The following is a 21921-nucleotide window of genomic DNA, read 5'->3' as shown; positions in this document are numbered from 1 at the left end:
GGGCCGAGGTGCGCGGAGTGGGTCGAAGCCACATGCGCCTGATCCGCGACGCGATTCGCCCGGTGCGTGTGCACCGGGCGAATCGCGTTGTGATCAGTGGGCGGCGGTCAGATCGTAGAGGGTGATGCCGTCTACTTCGGTAGCCGTGAAGTGCTCCTGCACCCACGTGCTGATCTCGCTGCTGGTGCCGGAGCGGCCGAAACCGCCACCGCCATCCTCGCCGCCACGGTTGCCGCTGCCGATGAAGTAGTGGATCTTTCCATCGGCGACATACTGCTTGAACTGATCCAGCGTCGGCGACGGATCACTGCCGTTGAAGCCGCCGATCGGCATGACCGGCAGTTCGGTGGCCAGCTGGAATCCGGCGGCACTATTGGAGCCGGTGGCCGCGGCGACCCAGGTGTAATCGGAGCCATTGCTTTCCAACATCGCGATGACCTGCGCGCTCGGCCTGCTCGCGCCGAGCAGACCACCGGCGGGGCCGCCCATCATCGGATTGCCCGCGGCCTCGCTGGCGCCTTGCATAGTGGTTTGGCCGGGTTGTCTACCCCGCGCGCCATTGAAGCCGGCGCCATTACGACCGTCGGCATTTCGCGCACCGGGCATACCGCCGCGGGGACCGCCGAAGCCGCCCTCGCCGCCGGGGAAAGGTCCGAACATTCCGAATCGCCCGACATTCGGTCCGGCCGACACGATCCCGCCCTCATGACCGGTCGAAATGGTTTGCGCCGAATACGCGACGGGTCCAGCCAATCCGGTGAAGGCGGCCGCGAATGCCGCGACCAGTGCCACCTTGCGCGGCGCGGGCAGCAGCACCACGATGGTCGCGAGCCCGCCGACGACCAGCACCGCCCAGCGCAACCAGGGCACGAAGCTCGCGCTGCGCGACAACAACATCCACCCGGTCGCGGTGGTCAGGCCGAGCGCCAGCCCCGCGAACAGCCGAACCCACAGCCGATGCCGATCCTGCCACAGCGCAATCGCACCGATACCGACCAAAGCGGCGACTGCCGGAGCCAAGGCCACCGTGTAGTACTGGTGGAAGATGCCCGCCATGAAGCTGAAGGTCAGCCCGGTCACCAGCAGCCAGCCACCCCACAGGATCAGCGCGGCGCGCCGCGCGTCAGCGCGAGCGGCCTTGCCGCGCAATACAATTCCGGCCACCAAGGCCACCAATGCGGCCGGGATCAGCCAGGCGATCTGACCGCCCTGTGCCGGTTCGAACATCCGGGTGATTCCGGTGCTGCCCCACATGCCGCCGGCGCCACCGCCGCGCGGCATATCGCCGCCACCGCCGGGGGTGACGCTGCCGCGTTCGTTGCCGTTCAGTCGACCGAGCCCGTTGTAGCCGAAAGTGAGTTCGATGATCGAATTATGTTGCGAACCACCGATCCACGGCCGCGACGATGCGGGCCACAGCTCAACCGTGAGCAGCCACCAACCAGCCGCGACGATCATCGACAAACCGGCCGCGAGCAGTTGCAGGATCCGCTTGCCGAGTTCGGGCGGACCGGCGAACAGATAGGTCAGTGCCAGCGCGGGCACTACCAGCAGCACCTGCAATTGCTTGGTGAGGAAGCCGAATCCGATGATGACACCGGTGAGTACCAGCCATCGGGTGCGTCCGTCCTCGACCGCCCTGGTCATCGCCCAGGTCGCCGCGATCATCAGGAATACCAGCAGCGCATCCGGGTTGTTGTACCGGAACATCAGCGCGGCGACCGGAGTCACCGCCAGTGCCAGTCCGGCGATGAGTCCGGCCGCCGGGCCGAAAGGCCTGCGTACCGTCGCCCATACCAGTGCCACGGACGCGACGCCGAGCAGCACCTCCGGAACCAGGATGCTCCAGGAATTCAGTCCGAACGCCCGCACCGACAGTTCCATCAGCCACAGCGAGGCCGGTGGTTTGTCGACGGTGATCGAATTCGCCGCATCCGAGGAGCCGAAGAAGAAGGCCTTCCACGATTTCGAACCGGCCTGTACCGCGGCGGCATAGAAGGAATTCGCCCACCCGCTGGCGCTGAGGTTGCACAAGTAGGCGATCCCGGTGCCGAGCAGCAGTACGGCCAATGCCGGGTATTCCCAGCCGATCTGGCGCGCGGGGCGCGCCGGTGGCCGCACTGCTGTCGGCGGTAGCGTGAGCGTGACTGTCACTGCCGCCCGCCCTCGGTGACCACCGCGGTGCGGGTGGCCGTCGGATTGCGGAAGACCCAGCGCAGGCCGACGAATCGGATCAGCGTGGCAATGAGATTGGCAACCACGAGTACGAACAATTCCAGATGAACGGCGGCGTCGGGGGCCCATCGGTGCAAGGCGAACAACGAGCCGCTGGTGACCACTAAGCCGAAGCCGAATATCAGCAGACCTTGGAATTGGTGCGACACAACGCCATTCGACCCACGCACCCCGAAGGTGAAGGCACGGTTGGCGGCGGTATTACCGATCGCGGTGATCAGCAGCGCGGCGAAATTCGCGACCTGCGCACCGGTCACGGGCTGCAGCAGCAGGTACAGCAGCATATACGCGAGTGTGGAGAAGGCGCCGACTATCGCGAACCGCACCACCTGCCCGACCATCCCCAATGGCACACCGGGTACCAGTGGTTCCCGCCCGACCGAACGGCGCAGCTCGTCCAAGGGCAGCGCACCGGTCGTCAGTCCGCGCAGCAGCCGCCACACGCCGAGCAGGTCCTTGCGCGCGGTATCGATGATGTCGACGCGGCTGTCCGGATCGTCGATCCAGTCGACCGGCACCTCGTGGATGCGCAACCCGGCCCGCTCGGCGAGCACCAGGAGTTCGGTGTCGAAGAACCATTCGCCGTCCTGCACCAGTGGCAGCAGTCGCCGCGCCACATCGGTGCGCATTGCCTTGAAACCGCACTGCGCATCCGAAAAACGGGCCTGCAGTGAGGCTTTCAGGATCAAGTTGTAGCAGCGCGAGATGATTTCGCGCTTCGGTCCACGCACCACCCGCGATGCCGCGTCGAGTCGGGTGCCGATGGCCAGATCGGAGTGGCCGGAGATCAGCGGCGCGACCAACGGCAGCAGTGCGTTCAGGTCGGTGGACAGATCCACATCCATGTAGGCGACGACCTGGGCGTCGGAGTGCTCCCATACCGCGCGCAGTGCGCGGCCGCGGCCCTTGGCGTCGAGGTGTACCACCCGCACGTCGTCGAGTTCGTCCGCGAGCAGCCGTGCGACCTGCATGGTGTCATCGGTGCTCGCATTGTCGGCGACGGTGATGCGGGCCGGGAACGGGAACCCGTCGCGCAGGTACGCGTGCAGCCGCCGCACGCAGACGCCCAGGTCGGCCTCTTCGTTGTAGACGGGGATCACGACGTCCAGCACGGGCGTGATCACCTTTTCGGTCATTTCCGCCCGGTGCGCGGCGGTCGTCGATTCGGTCATGGTGACTACCCTCGCGAACCGCGCTGGACTCTGGCTGGGCCCTACCTGTGAGGTTCCTGGGGACCGTGCCTACCGCACCCGGCGAATCCGCAAAACGGTATCGGTACGCAGCCCCACCTGTCCCTGCGGCCACGTGACTTCCCGCTCGACCGACTCCTTGGTCTCGACGTCCCAGTCCACCCCGAGTGCCAGGTCGTCGAGTACCTCATCCATGGTCGGAAAGTGCACATCGTGGCGATGTTCGACACCTGATGGCCACCCCGCATGCCCCGCGATCAACAGAACTCCGCCGACCCGCACCGCCTCCGCGGCCCGCCGCAGCACCTTCGTCCGCTCGTGCTCCTGCGCCACCGGCGAATGAAAGAACTGCGCCGAGACCAAGTCGAAGGACCCTTCCGGAAATGATTGCGCCAGATCGTGTTCCGCGAATGTGATGCGCTCCCCGACACCCGCCTCGTCGGCATGCGCCGCGGCCCGCCGCAGCGCGGTCACGGACACATCGACCGCGGTGACCCGCCAGCCCCGCTGAGCGAGCCAAACAGCATCCGCACCCTCACCGCACCCGAGGTCCAATGCGCTCCCCGATTCGAGCTGCGCGGCCTCACGCACCAGCAGTGGATTGGGATTCCCGGTCCAGATCTGATCTCGATCCTGATAGAACTCTTCCCAGAACTCCTGGGTATTGCCGGTTGCGGTGCCCTCGGTCATGCGTCGCTCTCCCATCGAAATCGGGTGTCTCGGTCCATCGAACCTGTTCGCATGATGTACGCGGGGTCCGCGACAACGCCAACTTTCTTGCCGGTTCGGCAACAACCCGCATGTCGATCGAGAAGTCCGTCGCCTACCTGGGCGAGATCATCCCCGCAGTGGCCGATGCCACTGCTCGGTTGAACGGATGCGGACCTACCATTGCACCCCGCGTTCTCCGGCGATTGATCGCCTTACCTTGTCCCACCGGTGGTGCCGACCACGGGCGCGCCATGAGCGGTCGGCTGGCCGCAGCCACTTCGAACCACATTGTTCTCGTCAACCGCATCGTCGAGGCCGACGGTGTCTGCGATGCCTCGAGTATGTACCCGCCCACCGACAAGTTTCGGCGCCCGGACCGTCCCGCCGAGCCCGACCGCTGAGCAGGGCCGAGTCGCTCGCCGGGCCGATCGAGTCGCTCGCCGAGTCGGGCCGAATCGCCTGCCGAGCCCGGTAGCCGCAACTGCCGCCGCTCGGGCTTCGGATCCTCGACCGGCGCGCTCCCAACGCTGCGGCGATCAGGTATGCGAGAGCCGCCAGAGCGGTGAAACAGGCCCGTGACCTGCGCCGAGGTCATACGAAGCGGTCAGACAGCGATACGTCCAATCCTTGGCGAACTCGACCGCATCGGGCACCGAGTAACCATTGGCGAGCGCGCACGCGATGGCTGCGGCCAAGGTGTCACCCCCGCCGTGGTCATTGCCGGTGCTGATCCGCGGCGCGGTGAACTCGAGGAAGCGATCGCCGTCGAAAAGCAGATCGGTGCTGACCTCGCAGGAGCGCAGGTGCCCGCCCTTGACGATCGCCCACCGCGCCCCCAGCTTGTGCAGCGCCTGCGCCGCCTGCCGCGCCGAGGCATCATCGATGACCTCGATACCGGTGATCAGCCGCACCTCGTCGAGATTCGGTGTCACCACCGTGGCCAGCGGAATCAGCGTGTGCCGCACCGCATCCAGCGCCTCCTCGTGCAGTAGCGGATCACCGTGCATGGATGCCGCTACCGGATCGACCACCAGCGGCGTCCGATCCCCACCGATCCCCACCTCCTGACACACCGCCGCGACCGACTCGATGATCGCGGTCGAGGCCAACATCCCGGTCTTGGCCGCCCCGACCCCGATATCCCCGACCACCGCGCGCACCTGATCGGCCACGACCTGCGGCGGAATCTCATGGAACCCGCTCACCCCGACCGTGTTCTGCACCGTCACCGCGGTTACCGCCACACACGCATGCACCCCGCACAGCGCCATGGTCCGCGAGTCGGCCTGAATTCCGGCACCGCCGCCGGAGTCGGTCCCGGCGATAGTGAGGACACGAACCGGGGTCTGCCCGTCGGGCACAAGCGGCAGGAATTTCACAACCCAGACCATACTCAGCGTCGACGTGTCCGAGCGGGTCCGGACAGCAATGGCTGGGCCGTCCAGCAGATTTCGACACGTTCCCTGACGCCGGGATCTCGTGACCGAGGCATCAGGCGCGCGTGTTGCCGGTGGGTATCCAGGGTGGGCCGCGCCGTGCGAGGGGCTGGATCGCGCGGCCGTCGACCCATGCCGTCCAGCCGTTGTTGCAGGCGATATGCGCCCAGTCCCCGGCGCGGCCGAGGATCTGGAGTTCTACGCCGGGATCGATGCTGGTGATGGGGCCGAGGTTCGGATCGGGCGCGGCCCATGCGTCCAATCCGCCCTCGGGAGCCAGATGGGTCGGGTACCAGAGGGCGGCGAGGGGTTCGATGGCGCGGCCGTCGACCCATGCGGTCCAGCCGTTGTTGCAGACGATATGCGCCCAGTCGCCGCAGCGCTCGAGGATCTGGAGTTCGACGCGTGCGTCGATGCGGGCGACGGGCGGCCAGGTCGAATCGGGCGTGGCCCAGGCGGGCATCCCGTTCGCGGGCACCTGGTGGGTCGGCTGAAATGTCGGTGCGCCGCCGCGCTCGACCCGCGGCACGACTTGCGTGGGTGCGGCCGCTTCGTCCAATGCCGGTATGTCACCGGTGAACGGCTCGACCACAGCCGGATCCAGCACATCGCGCACCAGACGGAGCGCGACTTCGGTTGTGGTCTCGAATAATTCGGTACGTGGGTTGCGTGCCGCCAGCTCGCGCCAGCATGCGAACCGGGTCGAGAATGTCGAACGGAACACCGTGAAATAGGCGAGTGCGTCCTGTTTCGTTGCCGCACCGGCCATTACGGCAATGCTCCCGGTCGTCAGCAGCTGACCGAACGACCGCGCCACCGCGGTCCCGGCATCGGTGAATCGGTAGCTACCGAGCGCCTCCAGTCGCACAAGGCCCAGCGACGCCAGCCGCGCCAGTCCCTCCGTCATCCGGCCGGCCGCCGCCGCGAGTGATACCGGGGTGGCGCCCTGGGCGGCGGACAAAGCCCAACGGGTGTCGCCGGCGGCCAGCCCCTTGGCGAGTTGCTCCTCCAGCTCGAGCGCACGCAGCTCGAGCGGTCCGGGCGCGAGGTTTCGATGCAGGACCCCGGCCAGGCGGGCCTCTTGTGCCGCGTCCGCGGCGGCGAGCAGTGCGGCGAATGCGATGAGATCGAGGTCGATCGGGAGCGATGCGAATCCGGGGCCGTAGGAGGTGAGATCGAGCAGATGGTCGACCAGCATGGCGGCCTGGGTCAGGGTTGGCACAACGGTGAAATCGAAACCGTCGTCGCCGGTCCCGGCCTGCATGACGAAGGTGTCGTCTTCGTCCCCGCGCAGCACCAGCGCCGCGGTCCACTTGTCCTGCCCGGCGTGGTTGGCGGTGATGGCGGTGGTGTGGGCTGGATCGGCGGCGATCCGCAGTGCTCCCGTCGCCGGTCTGGTGAGTCGGTCGTCGGCTTCGAGCAGTCCGGTGTCCCGCAGCGCGGCCGCTGGGTCGGGCGGCGGGGTGATCAACGGCAGCGTGGACCGCGGTCCGGGCTCCAGCCCAGCGATGGACAAGGCCGCGGCGAGCTGGTCCGGGTCCAGTCGGAAGCACATCAACATCGTCGACTCCTTCCCGCGCTCGGGCCGCTGCTCGAAAGCGGCTCGGTGGGCATCCATACCGCGCCGTCCTGGATGCGCAGGATGCGGCGGCGGGGCAAGCCCAGGTGCGGGCAGTCGCGCACATTCGTCGGTAGCCGCAACGCCCGGTCGCGCCGGAGCAGCGGTGGCGCGACCATGAACAGGGCGAGCAGGGCACAAAATCCAGCAGGACCCGGACCGCGAACCATTGCGCGAGTGGTATCGACCGCCGGGCCCGGTGTCCGCGGTGCGCGGTGTGCTTCGGGGTGTCCAGTCATCGGAGTTCTCGGGTCGACCGAATCACATGTATGGTTTCACATGCGGCGATTGCTCAGCAACAGGTCGACCCGGGGGTCTCGACCCGCGAAGTTCGGACCGCGCTCGCAGCTTTGATCCGGTCTGCCGCGTAACCCGATCCGGCGCGCACGAGGTGTCCGGGCTGGGCCGCGATTCTCGACCGGGCAGGTCGAAGCCGAACTAGCGCCGCCCCAGGAACAGCGTTTGGGTGCTGCGGCCGAGCGGGCCCTTTTCATCGAAGAGCGCGTACCCGCAACCGCAAGGCCGATGCCATGCGGTTGCGGGTAAGTGGCAGCGTCCAGGCAAACCCATTGGTCGGCCGGCTGTCCACGAGTCAGTTCGGTCGAGACGAACCGATTCGGATTCGCCGGATCTGGAATGTAGAAGGCGCCGGTCACGGCGTTGTCCCGACCCGCTGGGGTGTTCGTCCAGTTAACGATTCTGCTACGACGCTACTTCGCGGCGATCGGCTGCCAGCGCTATACCCGTCCGAACGCGAGGGCGACATTGTGGCCGCCGAAACCGAAGGAATTATTGAGAGCGAAATCGATGTGCTGCTCGCGGGGTGCACCGGCCACGACATCGAGGTCGATCTCCAGGTCGCGATTGTCGAGATTCAAAGTGGGCGGGACGATTTGGTCGCGCAGCGTCAGCATGGTGAGGATGGATTCGAGCGCGCCGACCGCGCCGATCGAATGGCCCAGTGCGGATTTGGGGGCGTAGACCGATGCCTCCGGAGTAACCGCGGTGATGGCATTGGCCTCCGACGCATCTCCGATCGATGTCGAAGTGGCGTGCGCATTGACGTGCTGAATATCCGAAACCTGCAGTCCGGAAGTAGATATCGCCTTGCGCATGGCGCGTGCGGCACCGATGCCCTCCGGCTCCGAGGCGACGATGTGATAGGCGTCGGAGGTGATTCCCGCGCCGAGCACGCGACCGTGAATCCGAGCGCCGCGCGCCCGCGCGTGCCGTTCGGACTCCAGCACCAGCAGTGCTCCCGCCTCGCCGAAGACGAACCCGTCGCGGTCGCGATCGAACGGCCGCGATGCCCGCTCCGGTTCGTCATTGCGAGTACTCATCGCCCGCATCATGGCGAAACTCGCGATCGGTACCGCATCGATATGCCCCTCGACGCCACCGGCCACCACGACATCCGCCTCGCCGGTGGAGATCAGCCGCCAGGCGTGCGCGATCGCCTCCGAACCAGAGGAACAGGCCGAGACCGGCGCGAAAACCCCTGCCTTGGCGCCGATTTCGAGTCCAACCGTCGCGGCCGGACCGTTCGGCATGACCATCGGCACCGACATCGGCGAAACCTTCCGGTAGCCGCCGTCGCGCATCGAATCGACCGCAGTGATGAGGGCGTCGCCGCCGCCGAGTCCGGTGCCGATGACGACCGCGAGCCGCTCACCCTCGACCTCGGGTGCGCCCGCATTGCGCCAGACCTGGTGACCGAGCACCAGGGCCATTTGCTCGACATAGGAGTGACGGCGCTGTTCGACGCGGGTGAGCTGGTCGCCCGGCCGGGACTTCAACTTGCCGCCGATGCGGACCGGCAGGTCGTATTCGGCCACAAAATCGTCGGCGAGCAGGCCGATACCACTGCGCCCGGCAAGCAGTCCGGACCAGGTCGCGTCGATGTCATCGGCGATCGATGTGGTCGCGGCGACCGCGGTGACCACGACGGCCGGGCGTGTTTCTGAAGCGATTGTTACAGTCACGGTGTTATAGATACCTGTACCAATCGCTACAGTCAATCCATGGCTCGCCCACTCGACCACGCGAAACGCGCCGACCTGCTGGCCGGTGTCGTCGAATACATCGCCGCCCACGGTCTCGGCGATTTGTCGCTGCGCCCGCTCGCCGCGGAACTCGGTACCAGTTCGCGCATGCTGATCCACTACTTCAACACCAAGGAAGAACTGCTGGTACAGGCGCTGACCACGCAGCGTCCGGATATTGCCGCGGTATTCGCCGGGGTCTCCGATGCGGCGTCGCTGCGGGCCCGGCTCGGCGAATTCTGTGCGGTGAATATCGCGGGGGAGGCCACGACGAGTGTGCGGGTGCTGCTACAGGTGCTGGGGGCCGCGTGCGTGCCGGGCAGTCCCTACGGCGAATACGCGAATACCGCGATCGCGATCTTCATCGGGACGCTGACCGATGCGCTGCGTCGAATCGAATCCATTGATGACCCGGAAGCTGTTGCCACGCTGTTGGTTTCGGGGCTGCGCGGCATTATTCAGGATCGGCTGATCACCGGTGATGTGGAGCGCACCGATCGGGCTGCGCGTAAGTTGATCGACCAAACCATCCGTTAGGCGCGATATTTCGAGGTAGCCGCTGTTGTGGTAGACCCGTGTCGATGAACCCCCAGGCGCAACGAACGACCCTGTGTCGGCCGCACATGTGGAGTGCGCCGACACAGAGTCCTCGATGAGGTGCGTCAGGCAAGCGCGATGGTGGCGCACAGGGCGGCGACGGCGATGAACTGCAAAGCCACCCGGCCGTTGATGACGCTGTTCCACTTGTCCTGCAGTGCACGGGCATTCGCCGGAATGACGCCGGACTGCGCGGCGGCGGTCTGCTGGGTGTTCACCGGCTTCGCGACCCGAACATAGATGCCGAGCCAGGTCACCAGCGCCAGTGCGGCGATACCCGCCGCGATCGCCGCGGCCGCGTGACCGCCGAGGGCCGCGAGAGCCGTTGCCGCAATGGCGGTTACCACACCGCCGATGCCGACGATCGGCATCCGGCGATCACCGTAGTAGTGACCCCAGCCCGCCGAGATGGTCACGGTCCGGTCGTCCAGCTTGTCGTACACCGACCGTGTGATCAGCGCGAAGCAGGCATCGGTGCCGTAGACGACGGCGTTCGCGAGGACTGAGACGACGGCGACGACCTGGATGAGGGTGGTGGTCATGAGCTTCCTCGTTCGTTGACAGTAGCGTTGTTAGAGAATCTAGCAACGCTAGAAAGCTTAGTCAACGGGTCTCGGTGTGACCGTCCCCTACGACGTGGCACCGACGACCACCCCATGCATCGGGCCCGAACCTGCGCTCAGCCCATCTGCGCGATCCGGCAGGTACGCTGATCGAGCTCCAGTCCTACTGATGGGCGATGAATTCCGTCCGCCAGCACCGTCGGCACTACTACAGGCACACCGATCGGGAGGACCACCATGCAGAAGATCGTCACGAACCTCTGGTACGACACCCAGGCCGAGGAGGCCGCGGAGTTCTACTGTTCGCTGTTCGAGGATTCGAAGATCACCAATGTCGTGCCCTACTCCGAGGCGGGGCCACGCGAAGCCGGGCTCACCATGCTCGTCGATTTCGAACTCAACGGCCAGAAGTTCACCGCCATCAACGGCGGCGGTGACTACCACTACACCCACGCCATGTCGCTGCTGGTCAATTGCGACAGTCAGGAAGAGGTCGACCGACTCTGGACGGCGCTGCTCGCCGACGGCGGTCAGCCGATCGAATGCGGTTGGCTCAACGATAAATACGGCATTCCCTGGCAGATCTGGCCGGTCGAGGCCGAGGCCCTGCTGACCGGTACCGATCGCGCTGCCGCGAATCGCGCCACGCAGGCGATGCTCGGCATGCAGAAGATCGACCTGCAGGGCATGCGGGACGCCTACGAAGGCAAGATCAGCTGATCTGCCAGGAGCCGACCTCGCGGTAGCCGGAGTTGTAGATGGCGGAGCCGTCACCCTCGGTGATCTGGTAGTGCTTCATATTGCCGCCCCAATAGCGCAGGATGCGGCCGAGCTCGTCGGCGAGATCGGCCGGCACCGGCATGCCGTCGGGCAGGACATCCAGATCTACCTCCAGGGTGAATTTCACCCTGAGGAATGTACCGGCGTGTGGTCGGGCGTCGGGCGCTTCGCGGTACGTTCCGCCGATCGGCGGGCGGGGCATGGATGTGGAAAGGTATCGTCGGGCGGAAAAATTCACACACCAACGGGGGCTCGCACCAGCGGGCTGAGAGGACGGCTAGCCCGATTCGGGCGCTCAGGGCCGTCGACCGTATGAACCTGACCGGGTAATGCCGGCGTAGGGAGGATATTCATGGGCACACCTGTCGACTCGGTGACCACCGGTCCGATCGAAGGCAGCGTCAAGCATTACCAAGACGTCGATGACCTGCGCATTCCGGTGCGTCGGATCAATCTGACCAACGGTGAGCACTTCGACGTCTACGACACCTCTGGTCCGTACACCGATGACAGCGCGACCATCGATCTGGAGGCCGGTCTACCGAAGTTGCGCGACGGCTGGGCGAAGCCCGACGTCGACGGTCCGCGGACCCAGCTGGTCTGGGCACGGCAGGGCATCATCACTCCCGAGATGCGCTTCATCGCCGCCCGCGAGGGCGTTTCGCCGGAGCTGGTGCGTGACGAGGTCGCCGCGGGTCGCGCGGTCATCCCGGCCAACCACAAGCATCCGGAGCTGGAGCCGACCATTATCGGCAAGAAGTTCCTGGTCAAGATCAATGCCAATATCGGCAATTCGGCCGTGTCCTCCTCGATCGCGGAGGAGGTGGAGAAGATGGTGTGGGCCACCCGCTGGGGCGCGGACACCATCATGGATCTGTCCACCGGTAAGAACATTCACGAGACGCGCGAATGGATCCTGCGCAATTCGCCCGTCCCGGTCGGTACCGTGCCGATCTATCAGGCACTGGAGAAGGTGAACGGCGATCCCACCGCGCTCACCTGGGAGATCTACCGTGACACCGTAATCGAGCAGTGCGAGCAGGGCGTGGACTATATGACGGTGCACGCCGGTGTGCTGCTGCGCTACGTGCCGCTGACCGCCAAGCGGGTCACCGGCATCGTCTCGCGCGGCGGATCCATCATGGCCGCATGGTGTCTGGCGCATCATCAGGAGTCGTTCCTGTACACCAACTTCGCCGAACTCTGCGAGATCCTCGCGAAATACGATGTGACCTTCTCCCTCGGCGACGGCCTGCGTCCCGGCTCCATCGCCGACGCCAATGACGAGGCCCAGTTCGCCGAGCTGCGCACCCTCGGTGAGCTGACCAAGATCGCGAAATCGCATGGCGTGCAGGTCATGATCGAGGGCCCGGGCCACGTGCCGATGCACAAGATCGTCGAGAACGTGCGGCTGGAAGAGGAGCTGTGCGAGCAGGCGCCGTTCTACACCCTCGGCCCGCTCGCCACCGATATCGCCCCTGCTTACGACCACATCACCTCGGCCATCGGTGCGGCTATCATCGCCCAGGCGGGCACCGCCATGCTCTGCTACGTCACCCCCAAGGAGCATCTGGGTCTGCCGAACCGTGACGACGTCAAGGTCGGTGTGATCACCTATAAGATCGCCGCGCACGCCGCCGACCTCGCCAAGGGGCATCCGCACGCTCAGGACCGCGATAACGAACTGTCCAAGGCGCGGTTCGAATTCCGCTGGCGCGATCAGTTCGCCCTCTCCCTCGATCCGGACACCGCCCGCGAGTACCACGACGAAACCCTGCCCGCCGAGCCCGCCAAAACCGCTCACTTCTGCTCCATGTGCGGTCCGAAGTTCTGCTCCATGCGCATCTCCGCCGACGTGCGGGAATACGCGGCGCGCCAAGGGCTTTCGGAGACCGAGGCGATCGAAGCCGGGATGGCGGAGAAGTCCGCGGAGTTCGCCGACCACGGTGCGCAGGTGTATTTGCCGGTCGTGTCGTAGCTAGCCCGCAGAAATGGCGATAGCCCCGGACCAAGGGGTGGTCCGGGGCTTCTAGCAGCAAGGTACACGAAGAATCCGCCGCTCAGGAGCGGATTCGGAAAAATTTCATGCCGAGCAGTTGCCTGATCAGCGTCGGCGCGGGCCGATCGGGAAACCGAGGCCGCCGAGACAATTCGGCCATAGGGGAGATTGTCCGGACCGAACAGAGTGTTGTCGGGAACCTCGGGTCTTCACGCGGGCCCTCGGCGCTGGTTCGCGTGCGGGCGCCGGTCCGGCTGCCGATGCCCGTCGGACTGTGGTCCGCGGCCGGACCAGGTCCACGCATATCCCGGATCCTCGCAGGCCAGCGCGCCTTCGCCGAGTTCGAGCGGTCGGAAGGTATCGACCATGACCGCGAGTTCGTCGAAGTAATCGATGCCGATACTGCGCTCATACGCGCCCGGCTGCGGTCCGTGCGCATAACCGCCGGGATGTACCGACACCGAACCCTGTCCGATACCGGAACCCCGACGCGCTTCATAATTTCCGCCGCAGTAGAACATGATCTCGTCGCTGTCGACATTGGAGTGGTAGTACGGCACCGGAATCGATAGCGGGTGGTAGTCGACCTTGCGCGGTACGAAATTGCACACCACGAAGTTGATCCCCTCGAATGCCTGATGAGCGGGCGGCGGTTGGTGCACCCGGCCCGTGAGCGGTTCGAAATCGGCGATGTTGAAGGTGAGCGGATACAGACAGCCGTCCCAGCCGACCACATCGAACGGATGCGTCGCGTAGATCATCCGCGTGCCGAGCACCCGACCCCCCGGTCGATGCTTCACCAGCACCTCGATATCGGTTCCGGTGGCGATCAACGGCTCTCCCGGCCCGTGCAGATCGCGCTCGCAGTACGGCGAATGTTCCAGCAGCTGACCGAATTTCGAGAGATAGCGCTTCGGCGCGGCGATGTGGCTGGATGCTTCGATGACATAGGCGCGCAGCGGTTGCGGGCCGCTCGGCAGCCAGCGGTGCGTGGTCGCGCGCGGGATCAGCACCTGGTCGCCCTGCCGGGCCGGGATGGTGCCGAAGACTGTTTCGACCTCGGCCGCACCGGATTCCACGTACACCAGCTCGTCGCCGATCGCATTGCGGTATAGCGGTGACGCGCCTTTGGCCACCACATAGGAGATCCGCACATCCGCATTGCCGAGCAGCAGCCGACGGCCGGTAACGGGATCGGCCCCGGCCGGCGTGTCACCCGGAAAGAGTGTGTGCAGCCGCAGATGCCGATGGCGCAGTGGATGATTCGGAGTGAGGGTCTGGTCCGGCAGCTCCCATACCGTCGAATCGACGATGGCGGGCGGCAGGCCGCGGTGATACAGCAGCGAGGAATCGCCGGCGAAGCCCTCCTCGCCCATCAGCTCTTCGTAATAGAGCTGTCCCCGGTCGTCTCGATGCTGGGTGTGCCGCTTCGGCGGCACCGCTCCCACCTGCCGATAGAACGCCATGACCGCACCTCCGGCTGGACCGCTGGTTTGCTTTCCATCGTAGTTCCGCAGGTGCCGGTAGGGTGAACATCTTGCCGGTCTACTGCTGTCTACTTCGGCATTTCGCCTAGTGATGGCATGAATTGCTGAACAATTGTCAGGCGTGACGCATTGCGCGGTACACCGCCGCCGCGCCCTGAATGAAAACCAGGAGAACCGACGACGCCACTACCTAGTCGGCGAACTCGGCGATTACGGGGGCGTGGTCGCTGGGGCTCTTGCCTTTTCGTTCCTCGCGGTCGACCGTCGCGTCTTTGGTACGTGCCGCGAGGGCGGGGGAGGCGAGGATGAAATCGATGCGCATGCCTTCCTTTCGGGGGAAGCGCAGTTGGGTGTAGTCCCAGTAGGTGTAGACGCCAGGGCCGGGAGCGTAGGGGCGCATTACGTCGGCGAAGCCGGTTTCGACGATGGCGTTGAAGGCGTCGCGTTCGGGTTGGGAGGTGTGGGTTTTGTCGGCGAAAAATTCGACGGACCAGACATCGTCGTCGGTGGGGGCGATATTCCAGTCGCCGACCAGGGCGATCTGCGCCTGCGGATCCGCGGCGAGCCACTGGGCGCCGTTGGCGCGCAGGGCGGCAAGCCATTCCAGTTTGTAGGCGTAGTGCGGGTCGTGCAGCGTGCGGCCATTGGGGACGTACAGGCTCCACACCCGGACTCCGCCGCAGGTCGCACCGAGTGCGCGCGATTCCACGATCGGGGTGCTGATCAGCGATTCGGCCGCATCCTTGTCGAAGCCGGGCTGATTCGGAAAGGCGGCTTCCACCTCTTCCAGTCCGATGCGGGAGGCAATGGCAACACCGTTCCACTGGTTCAATCCGATGTGGGCGACCTCATAGCCGAGTTCGTCGAAGCGCTCGAACGGGAACTGATCATCGCGACATTTGGTTTCCTGCATCGCGAGCACGTCGATGTCCTGGCGGTCGAGGAAGTCCGCGACCCGGTCGAGGCGGGAGCGGATCGAGTTGACGTTCCAGGTCGCGAGACGCACGGATGGCTTCCTTCACACTAGGGCTGTAGGTCTGTGGTACTTCAGGCTGTTGTCCGCAGCACAGTCGGTTCAGCCGGAGCCGTCCGGCGTGGCATACCGGTAGGTGTGGTGGTCGAGGAAGCCCAACTCGTGATACATCGCGATGGCCCCGGCGTTTTCGGCCTCGACCTGGAGATATGCATGGGTGGCGCCGCGATCCGCACCCCAGCGGATCAGCTCCGCGCAGATCAGCGAGCCCAGTCCGTGCCTGCGGTGTTCGGCCGCCACCGCGACGCAGGTCAGCCCGATCCAGCGGCGGCCGTCCGGTGCGGTGGTGAGTGCGCCGCGACCGATCGCGATGGGCTGCGGCAATCCGAGCGAGGCGAAGCCCAGTTCGCCGTCGTGAACGGCTGTCAGCACCTCCACCACCGGTGGCGTCGAAACCGGCTGTGTCGCGGGATCTTCGCCGCTGTAGCGGTGCATCGACAACCATGCCTCATCGGGTGCGGGCACGATGCGCACCATCCGCGGCCCCTGCGGCAGTACGAAATTCTCGATATCGATCGCCAGCAACCGGGTTTCGCGCCGACTCCGCCACCCCGGCGGCAGCGCCGCCAGCCGATCCGGCAGCGCCAGCTGCACCGGCAGGCCGTGCGCGGTGTACCACGCGCCGATCCGCTGCAGCGTATCCGCGCCCAATGCCGCCGGACCGTCCGAGCTACCAAGCGGCACAGCGGAATTGGCGCGGCTGGTGTAGCCGTTTCCGGCCCGCAGCAGCCAGCCGTCGATCCAACCCTGTTCGATACCGGGCCAGCCGAATGCCGCCGCGGCCTCCAGCGCCCGGATCTCCCCGGTGCGAATCGGCCTCGGCCCCAGCGCTTTCATCGCGACCACCCGATCTGGCGCGACCGCGACGACCTGCCCGTCCGCGGCGCGCACGGTGGGCGGATCCAGCGAAACCAGTTCGCCGATCACATCTGTGAGTGGTTGTGGATAACCCGCAGGCAACCGGTACCGCAGGACCACGCGCCGACCCAATGGGATATCGGGCAATGTCCAATCGCCCGGTTGCGCCGCAGGATCAGTCATCGTGTCCGAACGGATCGGGCACCGTACCCGGAATCCAGCTGAGTCCCGGTGTGCCCCAACCGCTTCGCTTGATCGCCTTCTTGGCCGCGCGGGCGTTGCGCCCGACCAGCACATCCACGTAGAGGAATCCGTCGAGATGTCCGACCTCGTGCTGGAGCATGCGGGCGAAGAAACCTTTGCCCTCGATATCGACCGGCGCGCCGTGCTCATCGGTTCCGGTGACGCGGGCCCATTCGGCGCGGCCGGTGGGGAATTGCTCACCCGGTACCGAAAGACAACCCTCGTCATCGTCATCTGGATCCGGCATGGTCTCCGGAATCTCCGAGGTTTCCAGCACCGGATTGATCACCGCGCCTTTGCGTCGCACGGCCGTACCCTTGTCGTCGATATCCGGGCAGTCGTAGACGAACAGCCGCAGCGGCACGCCGACCTGGTTCGCGGCCAGTCCGACGCCGTTGGCGGCATCGAGCGTCTCGTACATATCCGCGATCAGCTCGGCCAGTTCCTCCGGCGTCTGGGTGACCTGCTCGGTCGGATTGTGCAGAACCGGGTCACCGACGATCACGATGGGGAGGATTGCCATAGGGCAATTATTGCCGATGGGCTCGCACGGGTCGCAGCCGCCGCGATGCGCCACCGATCGTGGGTGGTTGCGACTCGCCACCGACCGGTAGCGAACACGCCGCGACGGTGCGGGGGCAATCCCGCAGCCCATGGTTCAATGATCCGCGACGTACAAGCGTCATTTTCGTCTGGTGATTACTCGGCGAGGGAGCAAGATGGACGGCGCAGCGGCTCGGAATATTTCCGCGATCCAAGACGGCCCTTCCGCGAGCGGAGATGTCACGGCAGCCGAGCAGGTCGATGGTGACGGTGACGGTCTCAGCCGTCGCGAACACGACATCCTGGCCTTCGAACGGCAATGGTGGAAATACGCCGGGGCGAAAGAAGAGGCCATTCGTGAACTGTTCGGCATGTCGCCGACCAGGTACTACCAGGTGCTCAACGCGGTGGTGGATCGGCCGGAGGCACTGGCCGCCGATCCCATGCTGGTGAAGCGGTTGCGTCGACTGCGGGCGAGTAGGCAGAAGGCGCGAGCCGCGCGGAGGTTCGGCTTCCAGGTATGACGCGCCGCCGTGATAGCGGAGCCCGCGCAACGACCAAAGGGCTCGGTTTGCGGCTAGGGTTTCCAACGTGAGCTACCCGAATCCCACCTCCGGCGGGCCGCCGTTGCGCGCGCTGGCGATGGTGTTGATCGCGCTGGCCATCGTTTTCGCCGGGCTCGGCGCGATGTCGTTATCGAGTTCGGATTCCGATACCTCGGGATCGGGTGAGTCCTCGAGCGCAACGAGTCGGGCCGCCGCCACAACGGCGGTCGCGACGACCAACTCGCCGGTGCAGACCACGAGTGCGGCATCGGCTACCGCGAAGCCGTCGAGCACGACGACGGGTGGCGCAACGCCGAATCGCGGTGTGCCGGTACATGTTCTGAATAACAGTACGGTCGCCGGGCTGGCCGCGCGCACTGCGAGCGCGCTCACCGCCAACGGCTGGACGGTTGCCGAGGTCGGCAACTATCCCGGCCCGAATCTCTCGAATACGACTGTGTTCTACGGCAACAACCCCGGCGAGAAAGAAGCCGCACTGGCCATAGCCGATGAACTGGGCGCGACCGCGCAGCCGCGCTCCGGTGGGTCGGGTCCAGGTGTGACGGTGGTTGTCACCGGTAGCTGACCAGTGCGGGGCCTCGCGACACGGCCCGGTCACGGGTGCGACGCGGCGGGCGTGGCATCATCTTGTCCGGTAACGAACGTGTCCACCCAGCTTTACTCGTAAACTCGGTACTCGTAAAGGAGTTCCCCCGATGGCCCCGTACACAACTCGTCGCCCGTCCTGGCGTTCTGTGACCCCGGTGCTCGCTGTCGCGGTCTTCGGGCTGGCCGCCTGTTCGAACAGTCAGCAGTCCAGCGATGTCCAGGGAACTACGCCGCCCGTGTGGACCGGCGCGTCCGCCCCGTCGGCCGGTGCATCCGGCACCGAAACGGGCGCCCCGAATGCCAACGCCGGGGTGAAGGTCGACCTCAAGGACCCGTCCGGTGCCTCGGTGGCCGTCGCGAACATCACCAAGGACGGCAACCACCTGCAGGTCAGCATCGAGGCGCACGGCCTGCGACCCGGCTTCCACGGCCTGCACATCCACCAGTTCGGCAAGTGTGAGCCGAACTCGGTCGCGCCCGCGGGTGGACCCGCGGGTGACTTCCTGTCGGCCGGTGGCCACCTGCAGGTCGGCAGCGCGAACGCCCATCCGGCCAGCGGCGATCTGACCTCGCTCGAGGTCCGCGCCGACGGTTCGGCCAAGCTGGTCACCACCACCGATGCGGTAACGTTGGACGACATCAAGGGCAAGGCCCTGATGATCCACGCCGACGCCGATAACTTCGGCAATATCCCTAACCGTTATGTCCGCGCCGACGGCGTTGCCGGCCCGGACGACACCACTCTGGCGACGGGCGACGCTGGCGGCCGCATCGCCTGCGGTGTAATTCAGTAGCAAGGTCACCGATATGGCCGGGACAGCAATCGCGCGGGTTCCCTTCCCCGGGTCGCCCCGGCCTACTATCGGGATCGAATGGGAGATCGCGCTCGTCGACAAGGTCACCCGCGATCTGTCGAATACCGCTGCGGCTGTGTTCGATTCGCTCGGTGACCTGCACGCCTACGACGGAACCCCGCAGGTCACCAAGGAATTACTGCGCAATACGGTCGAACTCGTCACCGGTGTGCACGACAGTGTCGGCGAGGCCGTCGACGATCTGAGTGGCACCATGCATACCGTGCGCCGGGCCGCCGATCCGCTTGGCGTCGATCTGTTCTGCGCGGGCACCCATCCATTCGCCCAGTGGTCGGCCCAACAGCTCACGCGCTCAGCGCATTACGACGAGCTGATCGATCGCACCCAGTGGTGGGGCCGCCAGATGATGATCTGGGGCGTCCATGTGCATGTCGGAGTTTCGCACGCCGAGAAGGTTTTCCCGATCCTCAACTCGCTGCTGCTGTCGTATCCGCATCTGCTGTCGCTGTCCGCGTCCTCGCCGATGTGGGCGGGTGCCGATACCGGTTATGCGAGCAACCGGACGTTGATGTTTCAGCAGCTGCCCACCGCCGGTCTGCCGTTCCAATTCGAAAACTGGTCCCAGTTCGAGCATTTCGTGCACGACCAGATGAAGACCGGTGTTTTCGAACAGCTCGGTGGTATGCACTGGGATATCCGGCCCGCGCCGAAATGGGGCACCATCGAGGTGCGGGTCTGCGATGGGATCTCGACCCGAGCGGAGCTGGCGGCCATGGCCGCGCTCATCCACTGCCTGATCGTGGATCTCGATCAGCGCCTCGACGATGGCGAGACACTGCCGACCATCCCGCCGTGGCATGTGCAGGAGAACAAATGGCGCGCGGCCCGCTACGGTCTCGACGCCATCGTCATCGTGGACGACGACAGCAATGAGCGGTTGGTCACCGATGACCTGATGGATCTGCTGCAGCGGCTGGAGCCGACCGCCAAGCGGCTCGGCTGTGCGGACGAACTCGCGCTGGTGGCGGAGATCCCGCAGCGCGGCGCGTCCTATCAGCGGCAGCGCAAAGTGGCCGCGAGCACTCAGGGCGATCTGGTCGCGGTGGTCGATGCCCTGGTCAAGGAGTTGGACCAGTAGATCTTCCTGGCCGAACGGTCGGCTGACGTTCAGCTGGTCAGGGGGATGGCGTTCATCCGCCGTTTACTATTGTCAGCGTGCTTGTCGAAGATCCGGGGCAAAAGGGTGGCAGCGTCGCGGAGCGGGTGCGCGTGCCGCGTTCGCGGATCCGGACGGGGGTCGCGATCGCGGCGGTGCCGGTCCTGCTCATCGCGCTACAGCTGGGTTCGATCGGGCACGATTTCGACGGTCCGCTCGAGAGTCTGTGGCACGACTACATAGGCACCCCCAAGTCCATGTCGGTGCCGTGGGCCGGGCTCGTGCTCGCGCTGGTCGGAATCTCCAAGCGCCGCAGGATAATCGCGGTCGGCATCGCGGCGGGTATCGACGTGGTGTGGGCGGGTGTTCGAGTGCTGAGCGGAGAGTCGTCAGCCATCGGCAATGGGCCGACTATCGTACTCACCGGACTTGTGCTGGTCGCCGGATTCCGCTGGAGCGGGGCGCAGCGCCGCCATGCGCTGCATGCCGCGGCGTTGGGTGCGTTGCTGGTGCTGGCCACCAAGGTCGGTGATGTGTGGCTGCACATTACGGTCGTCAGTCGGCCACAGGTCTACGACCGCTACGTGGCCCTGGCTGATCACGCGCTCGGCGATCCGTCCTGGGTGATGGGCCGCGTGGTGGATGCGCTCGGACCGGCCGTCTCCGCGGTGCTGCACTGGGTCTATATCGAGTTGCCGGTGGCGGCGATCGTCGTCGCGGTATGGCAACTGCGCCGGGTGATTTCGACCGGAGTGTGGCCGACGCACTTTCTGGTGCGCACCTTCCTGGTGCTCGGACTGATCGGTCCGGTCGTCTATGTGGTCTTCCCGGTGGTCGGCCCGATGTTCGCCTTCGGCGCGGACGGCCACGGCCTGCAGGTGGGCAACTTCTGGCCCGGTGTCGTCCCGCCGATCGATCGCAATCCGGTACCGCTGCCGTTCGATTCCTTCACGCCGCGTAACTGCATGCCCTCCATGCATACGGCCTGGGCGCTGTCGGTCTTTCTGCATACTCGCCGGGATACCGATGGCTCGCGCGCTCCGCTGTGGCTGCGCTGCCTCGGCGCGTTCTGGTTGGTCGCCACGCTGACGGCGACGCTGGGTTTCGGATACCACTACGGCGTCGATCTGGTCGCCGGTGCGGTGCTGTGTTTGACCGTCGAGTCCGCGCTGCGCGATCCCGAGCGCGGATGGGGCTGGGTCCGGGTGCGCCTGGTGCTGTTCGGTGCGGTGATCCTCGGTATCCTGCTGCTCTCGTTTCGCTATCTCGCGGTTTCGATGGCCGAGTATCCGGTGCCGGCCGGGACGGTCGTGCTCGCGTTGCTGGCCGCGATGGCGGCCGCATTCCATGCGACCTGGTTTGCCGCGACGCCCGAAATGGCGAGGGACTGGTCGGGCTGGGAACTCCGGATGCCGCGCTGGCCGGGGTGAGCTTGATCGGCCGGATAAATTCGCGAGCACC

Annotated in this window: 21 protein-coding genes and 1 riboswitch; of the genes, 9 read left to right on the top strand and 12 right to left on the bottom strand. The window is 65.9% G+C overall.

Features of this window, described 5'->3' with window-relative positions; all coding sequences use genetic code 11:
* Positions 1-93: 93 nt before the first annotated feature.
* From ACW2Q0_RS11535 to ACW2Q0_RS11525, 3 genes are all read right to left on the bottom strand, one after another.
* On the bottom strand, positions 94-2154 hold the full coding sequence (locus ACW2Q0_RS11535; protein ID WP_457189081.1) for a glycosyltransferase family 39 protein: 2061 nt from the start codon (positions 2152-2154) through the stop codon (positions 94-96).
* Positions 2151-3407, bottom strand: coding sequence for a glycosyltransferase (locus ACW2Q0_RS11530; RefSeq protein WP_457189079.1), 1257 nt, complete (start codon positions 3405-3407; stop codon positions 2151-2153). Before ACW2Q0_RS11530 ends, ACW2Q0_RS11535 begins: the two co-directional genes overlap by 4 nt.
* 69 nt (positions 3408-3476) lie before the next feature.
* On the bottom strand, positions 3477-4115 hold the full coding sequence (locus ACW2Q0_RS11525) for a class I SAM-dependent methyltransferase (RefSeq protein WP_457189077.1): 639 nt from the start codon (positions 4113-4115) through the stop codon (positions 3477-3479).
* 272 nt (positions 4116-4387) lie between these two features.
* Here ACW2Q0_RS11525 and ACW2Q0_RS11520 point away from each other — a divergent pair, with 272 nt between their 5' ends.
* Entirely contained in the window at positions 4388-4537 is a 150-nt protein-coding gene (locus ACW2Q0_RS11520) for a hypothetical protein (protein WP_457189075.1), read from the top strand.
* Positions 4538-4672: 135 nt separating this feature from the next.
* Here the strand turns inward: ACW2Q0_RS11520 and thiD are convergent, their stop codons facing one another.
* The 3 genes from thiD to ACW2Q0_RS11505 all read right to left on the bottom strand — a co-directional run bounded on the left by thiD (position 4673) and on the right by ACW2Q0_RS11505 (position 9172).
* A complete protein-coding gene (gene thiD, locus ACW2Q0_RS11515) occupies positions 4673-5515 on the bottom strand; it encodes a bifunctional hydroxymethylpyrimidine kinase/phosphomethylpyrimidine kinase (protein WP_457189073.1) in 843 nt (280 codons plus the stop codon).
* Positions 5516-5627: 112 nt separating this feature from the next.
* Positions 5628-7190, bottom strand: a complete 1563-nt coding sequence (locus ACW2Q0_RS11510) for an SH3 domain-containing protein (RefSeq protein WP_457189071.1) — start codon at positions 7188-7190, stop codon at positions 5628-5630.
* Positions 7191-7927: 737 nt separating this feature from the next.
* On the bottom strand, positions 7928-9172 hold the full coding sequence (locus tag ACW2Q0_RS11505) for a KasA/KasB family beta-ketoacyl-ACP synthase (protein WP_457189069.1): 1245 nt from the start codon (positions 9170-9172) through the stop codon (positions 7928-7930).
* A 39-nt stretch (positions 9173-9211) separates the two neighbouring features.
* On the opposite strand from ACW2Q0_RS11505, the gene ACW2Q0_RS11500 reads away from it, so the two are divergent.
* Positions 9212-9769 (top strand): TetR family transcriptional regulator, encoded by a 558-nt coding sequence (locus ACW2Q0_RS11500; protein WP_457189067.1) that lies wholly within the window; start codon positions 9212-9214, stop codon positions 9767-9769.
* Between the two features lie 125 nt (positions 9770-9894).
* Here ACW2Q0_RS11500 and ACW2Q0_RS11495 read toward each other — a convergent pair whose 3' ends face one another.
* A complete protein-coding gene (locus tag ACW2Q0_RS11495; RefSeq protein WP_457189065.1) occupies positions 9895-10371 on the bottom strand; it encodes a DUF1772 domain-containing protein in 477 nt (158 codons plus the stop codon).
* 258 nt (positions 10372-10629) lie between these two features.
* Between ACW2Q0_RS11495 and ACW2Q0_RS11490 the strand changes: the two genes are divergently transcribed.
* A complete protein-coding gene (locus ACW2Q0_RS11490) occupies positions 10630-11112 on the top strand; it encodes a VOC family protein (protein ID WP_457189063.1) in 483 nt (160 codons plus the stop codon).
* Here the strand turns inward: ACW2Q0_RS11490 and ACW2Q0_RS11485 are convergent.
* Entirely contained in the window at positions 11105-11299 is a 195-nt protein-coding gene (locus tag ACW2Q0_RS11485; protein WP_457189061.1) for a hypothetical protein, read from the bottom strand. The two genes, ACW2Q0_RS11490 and ACW2Q0_RS11485, sit on opposite strands and share 8 nt — an antisense overlap.
* A 107-nt stretch (positions 11300-11406) precedes the next feature.
* Positions 11407-11533: riboswitch (TPP riboswitch) on the top strand.
* Between ACW2Q0_RS11485 and thiC the strand changes: the two genes are divergently transcribed.
* Positions 11525-13150, top strand: coding sequence for a phosphomethylpyrimidine synthase ThiC (thiC, locus tag ACW2Q0_RS11480; RefSeq protein WP_457189060.1), 1626 nt, complete (start codon positions 11525-11527; stop codon positions 13148-13150). It overlaps the preceding riboswitch by 9 nt.
* Before the next feature lie 230 nt (positions 13151-13380).
* On the opposite strand, the gene ACW2Q0_RS11475 is transcribed toward thiC, so the two are convergent.
* The 4 genes from ACW2Q0_RS11475 to ACW2Q0_RS11460 all read right to left on the bottom strand — a co-directional run bounded on the left by ACW2Q0_RS11475 (position 13381) and on the right by ACW2Q0_RS11460 (position 17315).
* Complete coding sequence (locus ACW2Q0_RS11475; RefSeq protein ID WP_457189058.1) at positions 13381-14637, bottom strand: homogentisate 1,2-dioxygenase domain-containing protein; 1257 nt, start codon at positions 14635-14637, stop codon at positions 13381-13383.
* Positions 14638-14848: 211 nt separating this feature from the next.
* Positions 14849-15664, bottom strand: coding sequence for an exodeoxyribonuclease III (locus tag ACW2Q0_RS11470; protein ID WP_457189056.1), 816 nt, complete (start codon positions 15662-15664; stop codon positions 14849-14851).
* A gap of 69 nt (positions 15665-15733) precedes the next feature.
* Complete coding sequence (locus ACW2Q0_RS11465) at positions 15734-16732, bottom strand: N-acetylglutamate synthase, CG3035 family (protein ID WP_457189054.1); 999 nt, start codon at positions 16730-16732, stop codon at positions 15734-15736.
* Positions 16725-17315 carry a peptide deformylase gene (locus tag ACW2Q0_RS11460; RefSeq protein WP_457189051.1) on the bottom strand — a complete coding sequence of 197 codons (591 nt, stop codon included), beginning with the start codon at positions 17313-17315 and terminating at the stop codon, positions 16725-16727. The genes ACW2Q0_RS11465 and ACW2Q0_RS11460 overlap by 8 nt, the downstream gene beginning before the upstream one ends.
* Before the next feature lie 196 nt (positions 17316-17511).
* Between ACW2Q0_RS11460 and ACW2Q0_RS11455 the strand changes: the two genes are divergently transcribed.
* The 5 genes from ACW2Q0_RS11455 (at position 17512) to ACW2Q0_RS11435 (ending at position 21890) form a co-directional block, all read left to right on the top strand.
* Positions 17512-17859, top strand: a complete 348-nt coding sequence (locus ACW2Q0_RS11455) for a DUF3263 domain-containing protein (RefSeq protein ID WP_457189049.1) — start codon at positions 17512-17514, stop codon at positions 17857-17859.
* A gap of 67 nt (positions 17860-17926) precedes the next feature.
* Positions 17927-18466 (top strand): LytR C-terminal domain-containing protein, encoded by a 540-nt coding sequence (locus tag ACW2Q0_RS11450; protein WP_457189047.1) that lies wholly within the window; start codon positions 17927-17929, stop codon positions 18464-18466.
* Between the two features lie 130 nt (positions 18467-18596).
* On the top strand, positions 18597-19283 hold the full coding sequence (sodC, locus tag ACW2Q0_RS11445; protein ID WP_457189045.1) for a superoxide dismutase[Cu-Zn]: 687 nt from the start codon (positions 18597-18599) through the stop codon (positions 19281-19283).
* Between the two features lie 13 nt (positions 19284-19296).
* Complete coding sequence (locus ACW2Q0_RS11440; protein WP_457189043.1) at positions 19297-20442, top strand: glutamate--cysteine ligase; 1146 nt, start codon at positions 19297-19299, stop codon at positions 20440-20442.
* Positions 20443-20567: 125 nt separating this feature from the next.
* Positions 20568-21890: a DUF5933 domain-containing protein gene (locus ACW2Q0_RS11435; RefSeq protein WP_457189478.1), complete on the top strand. Its 1323-nt coding sequence runs from the start codon at positions 20568-20570 to the stop codon at positions 21888-21890.
* Positions 21891-21921: the final 31 nt, after the last annotated feature.

The sequence above is a fragment of the Nocardia citri genome, assembly GCF_054065835.1.
This window is presented reverse-complemented; position numbering and strand designations above follow the sequence as displayed.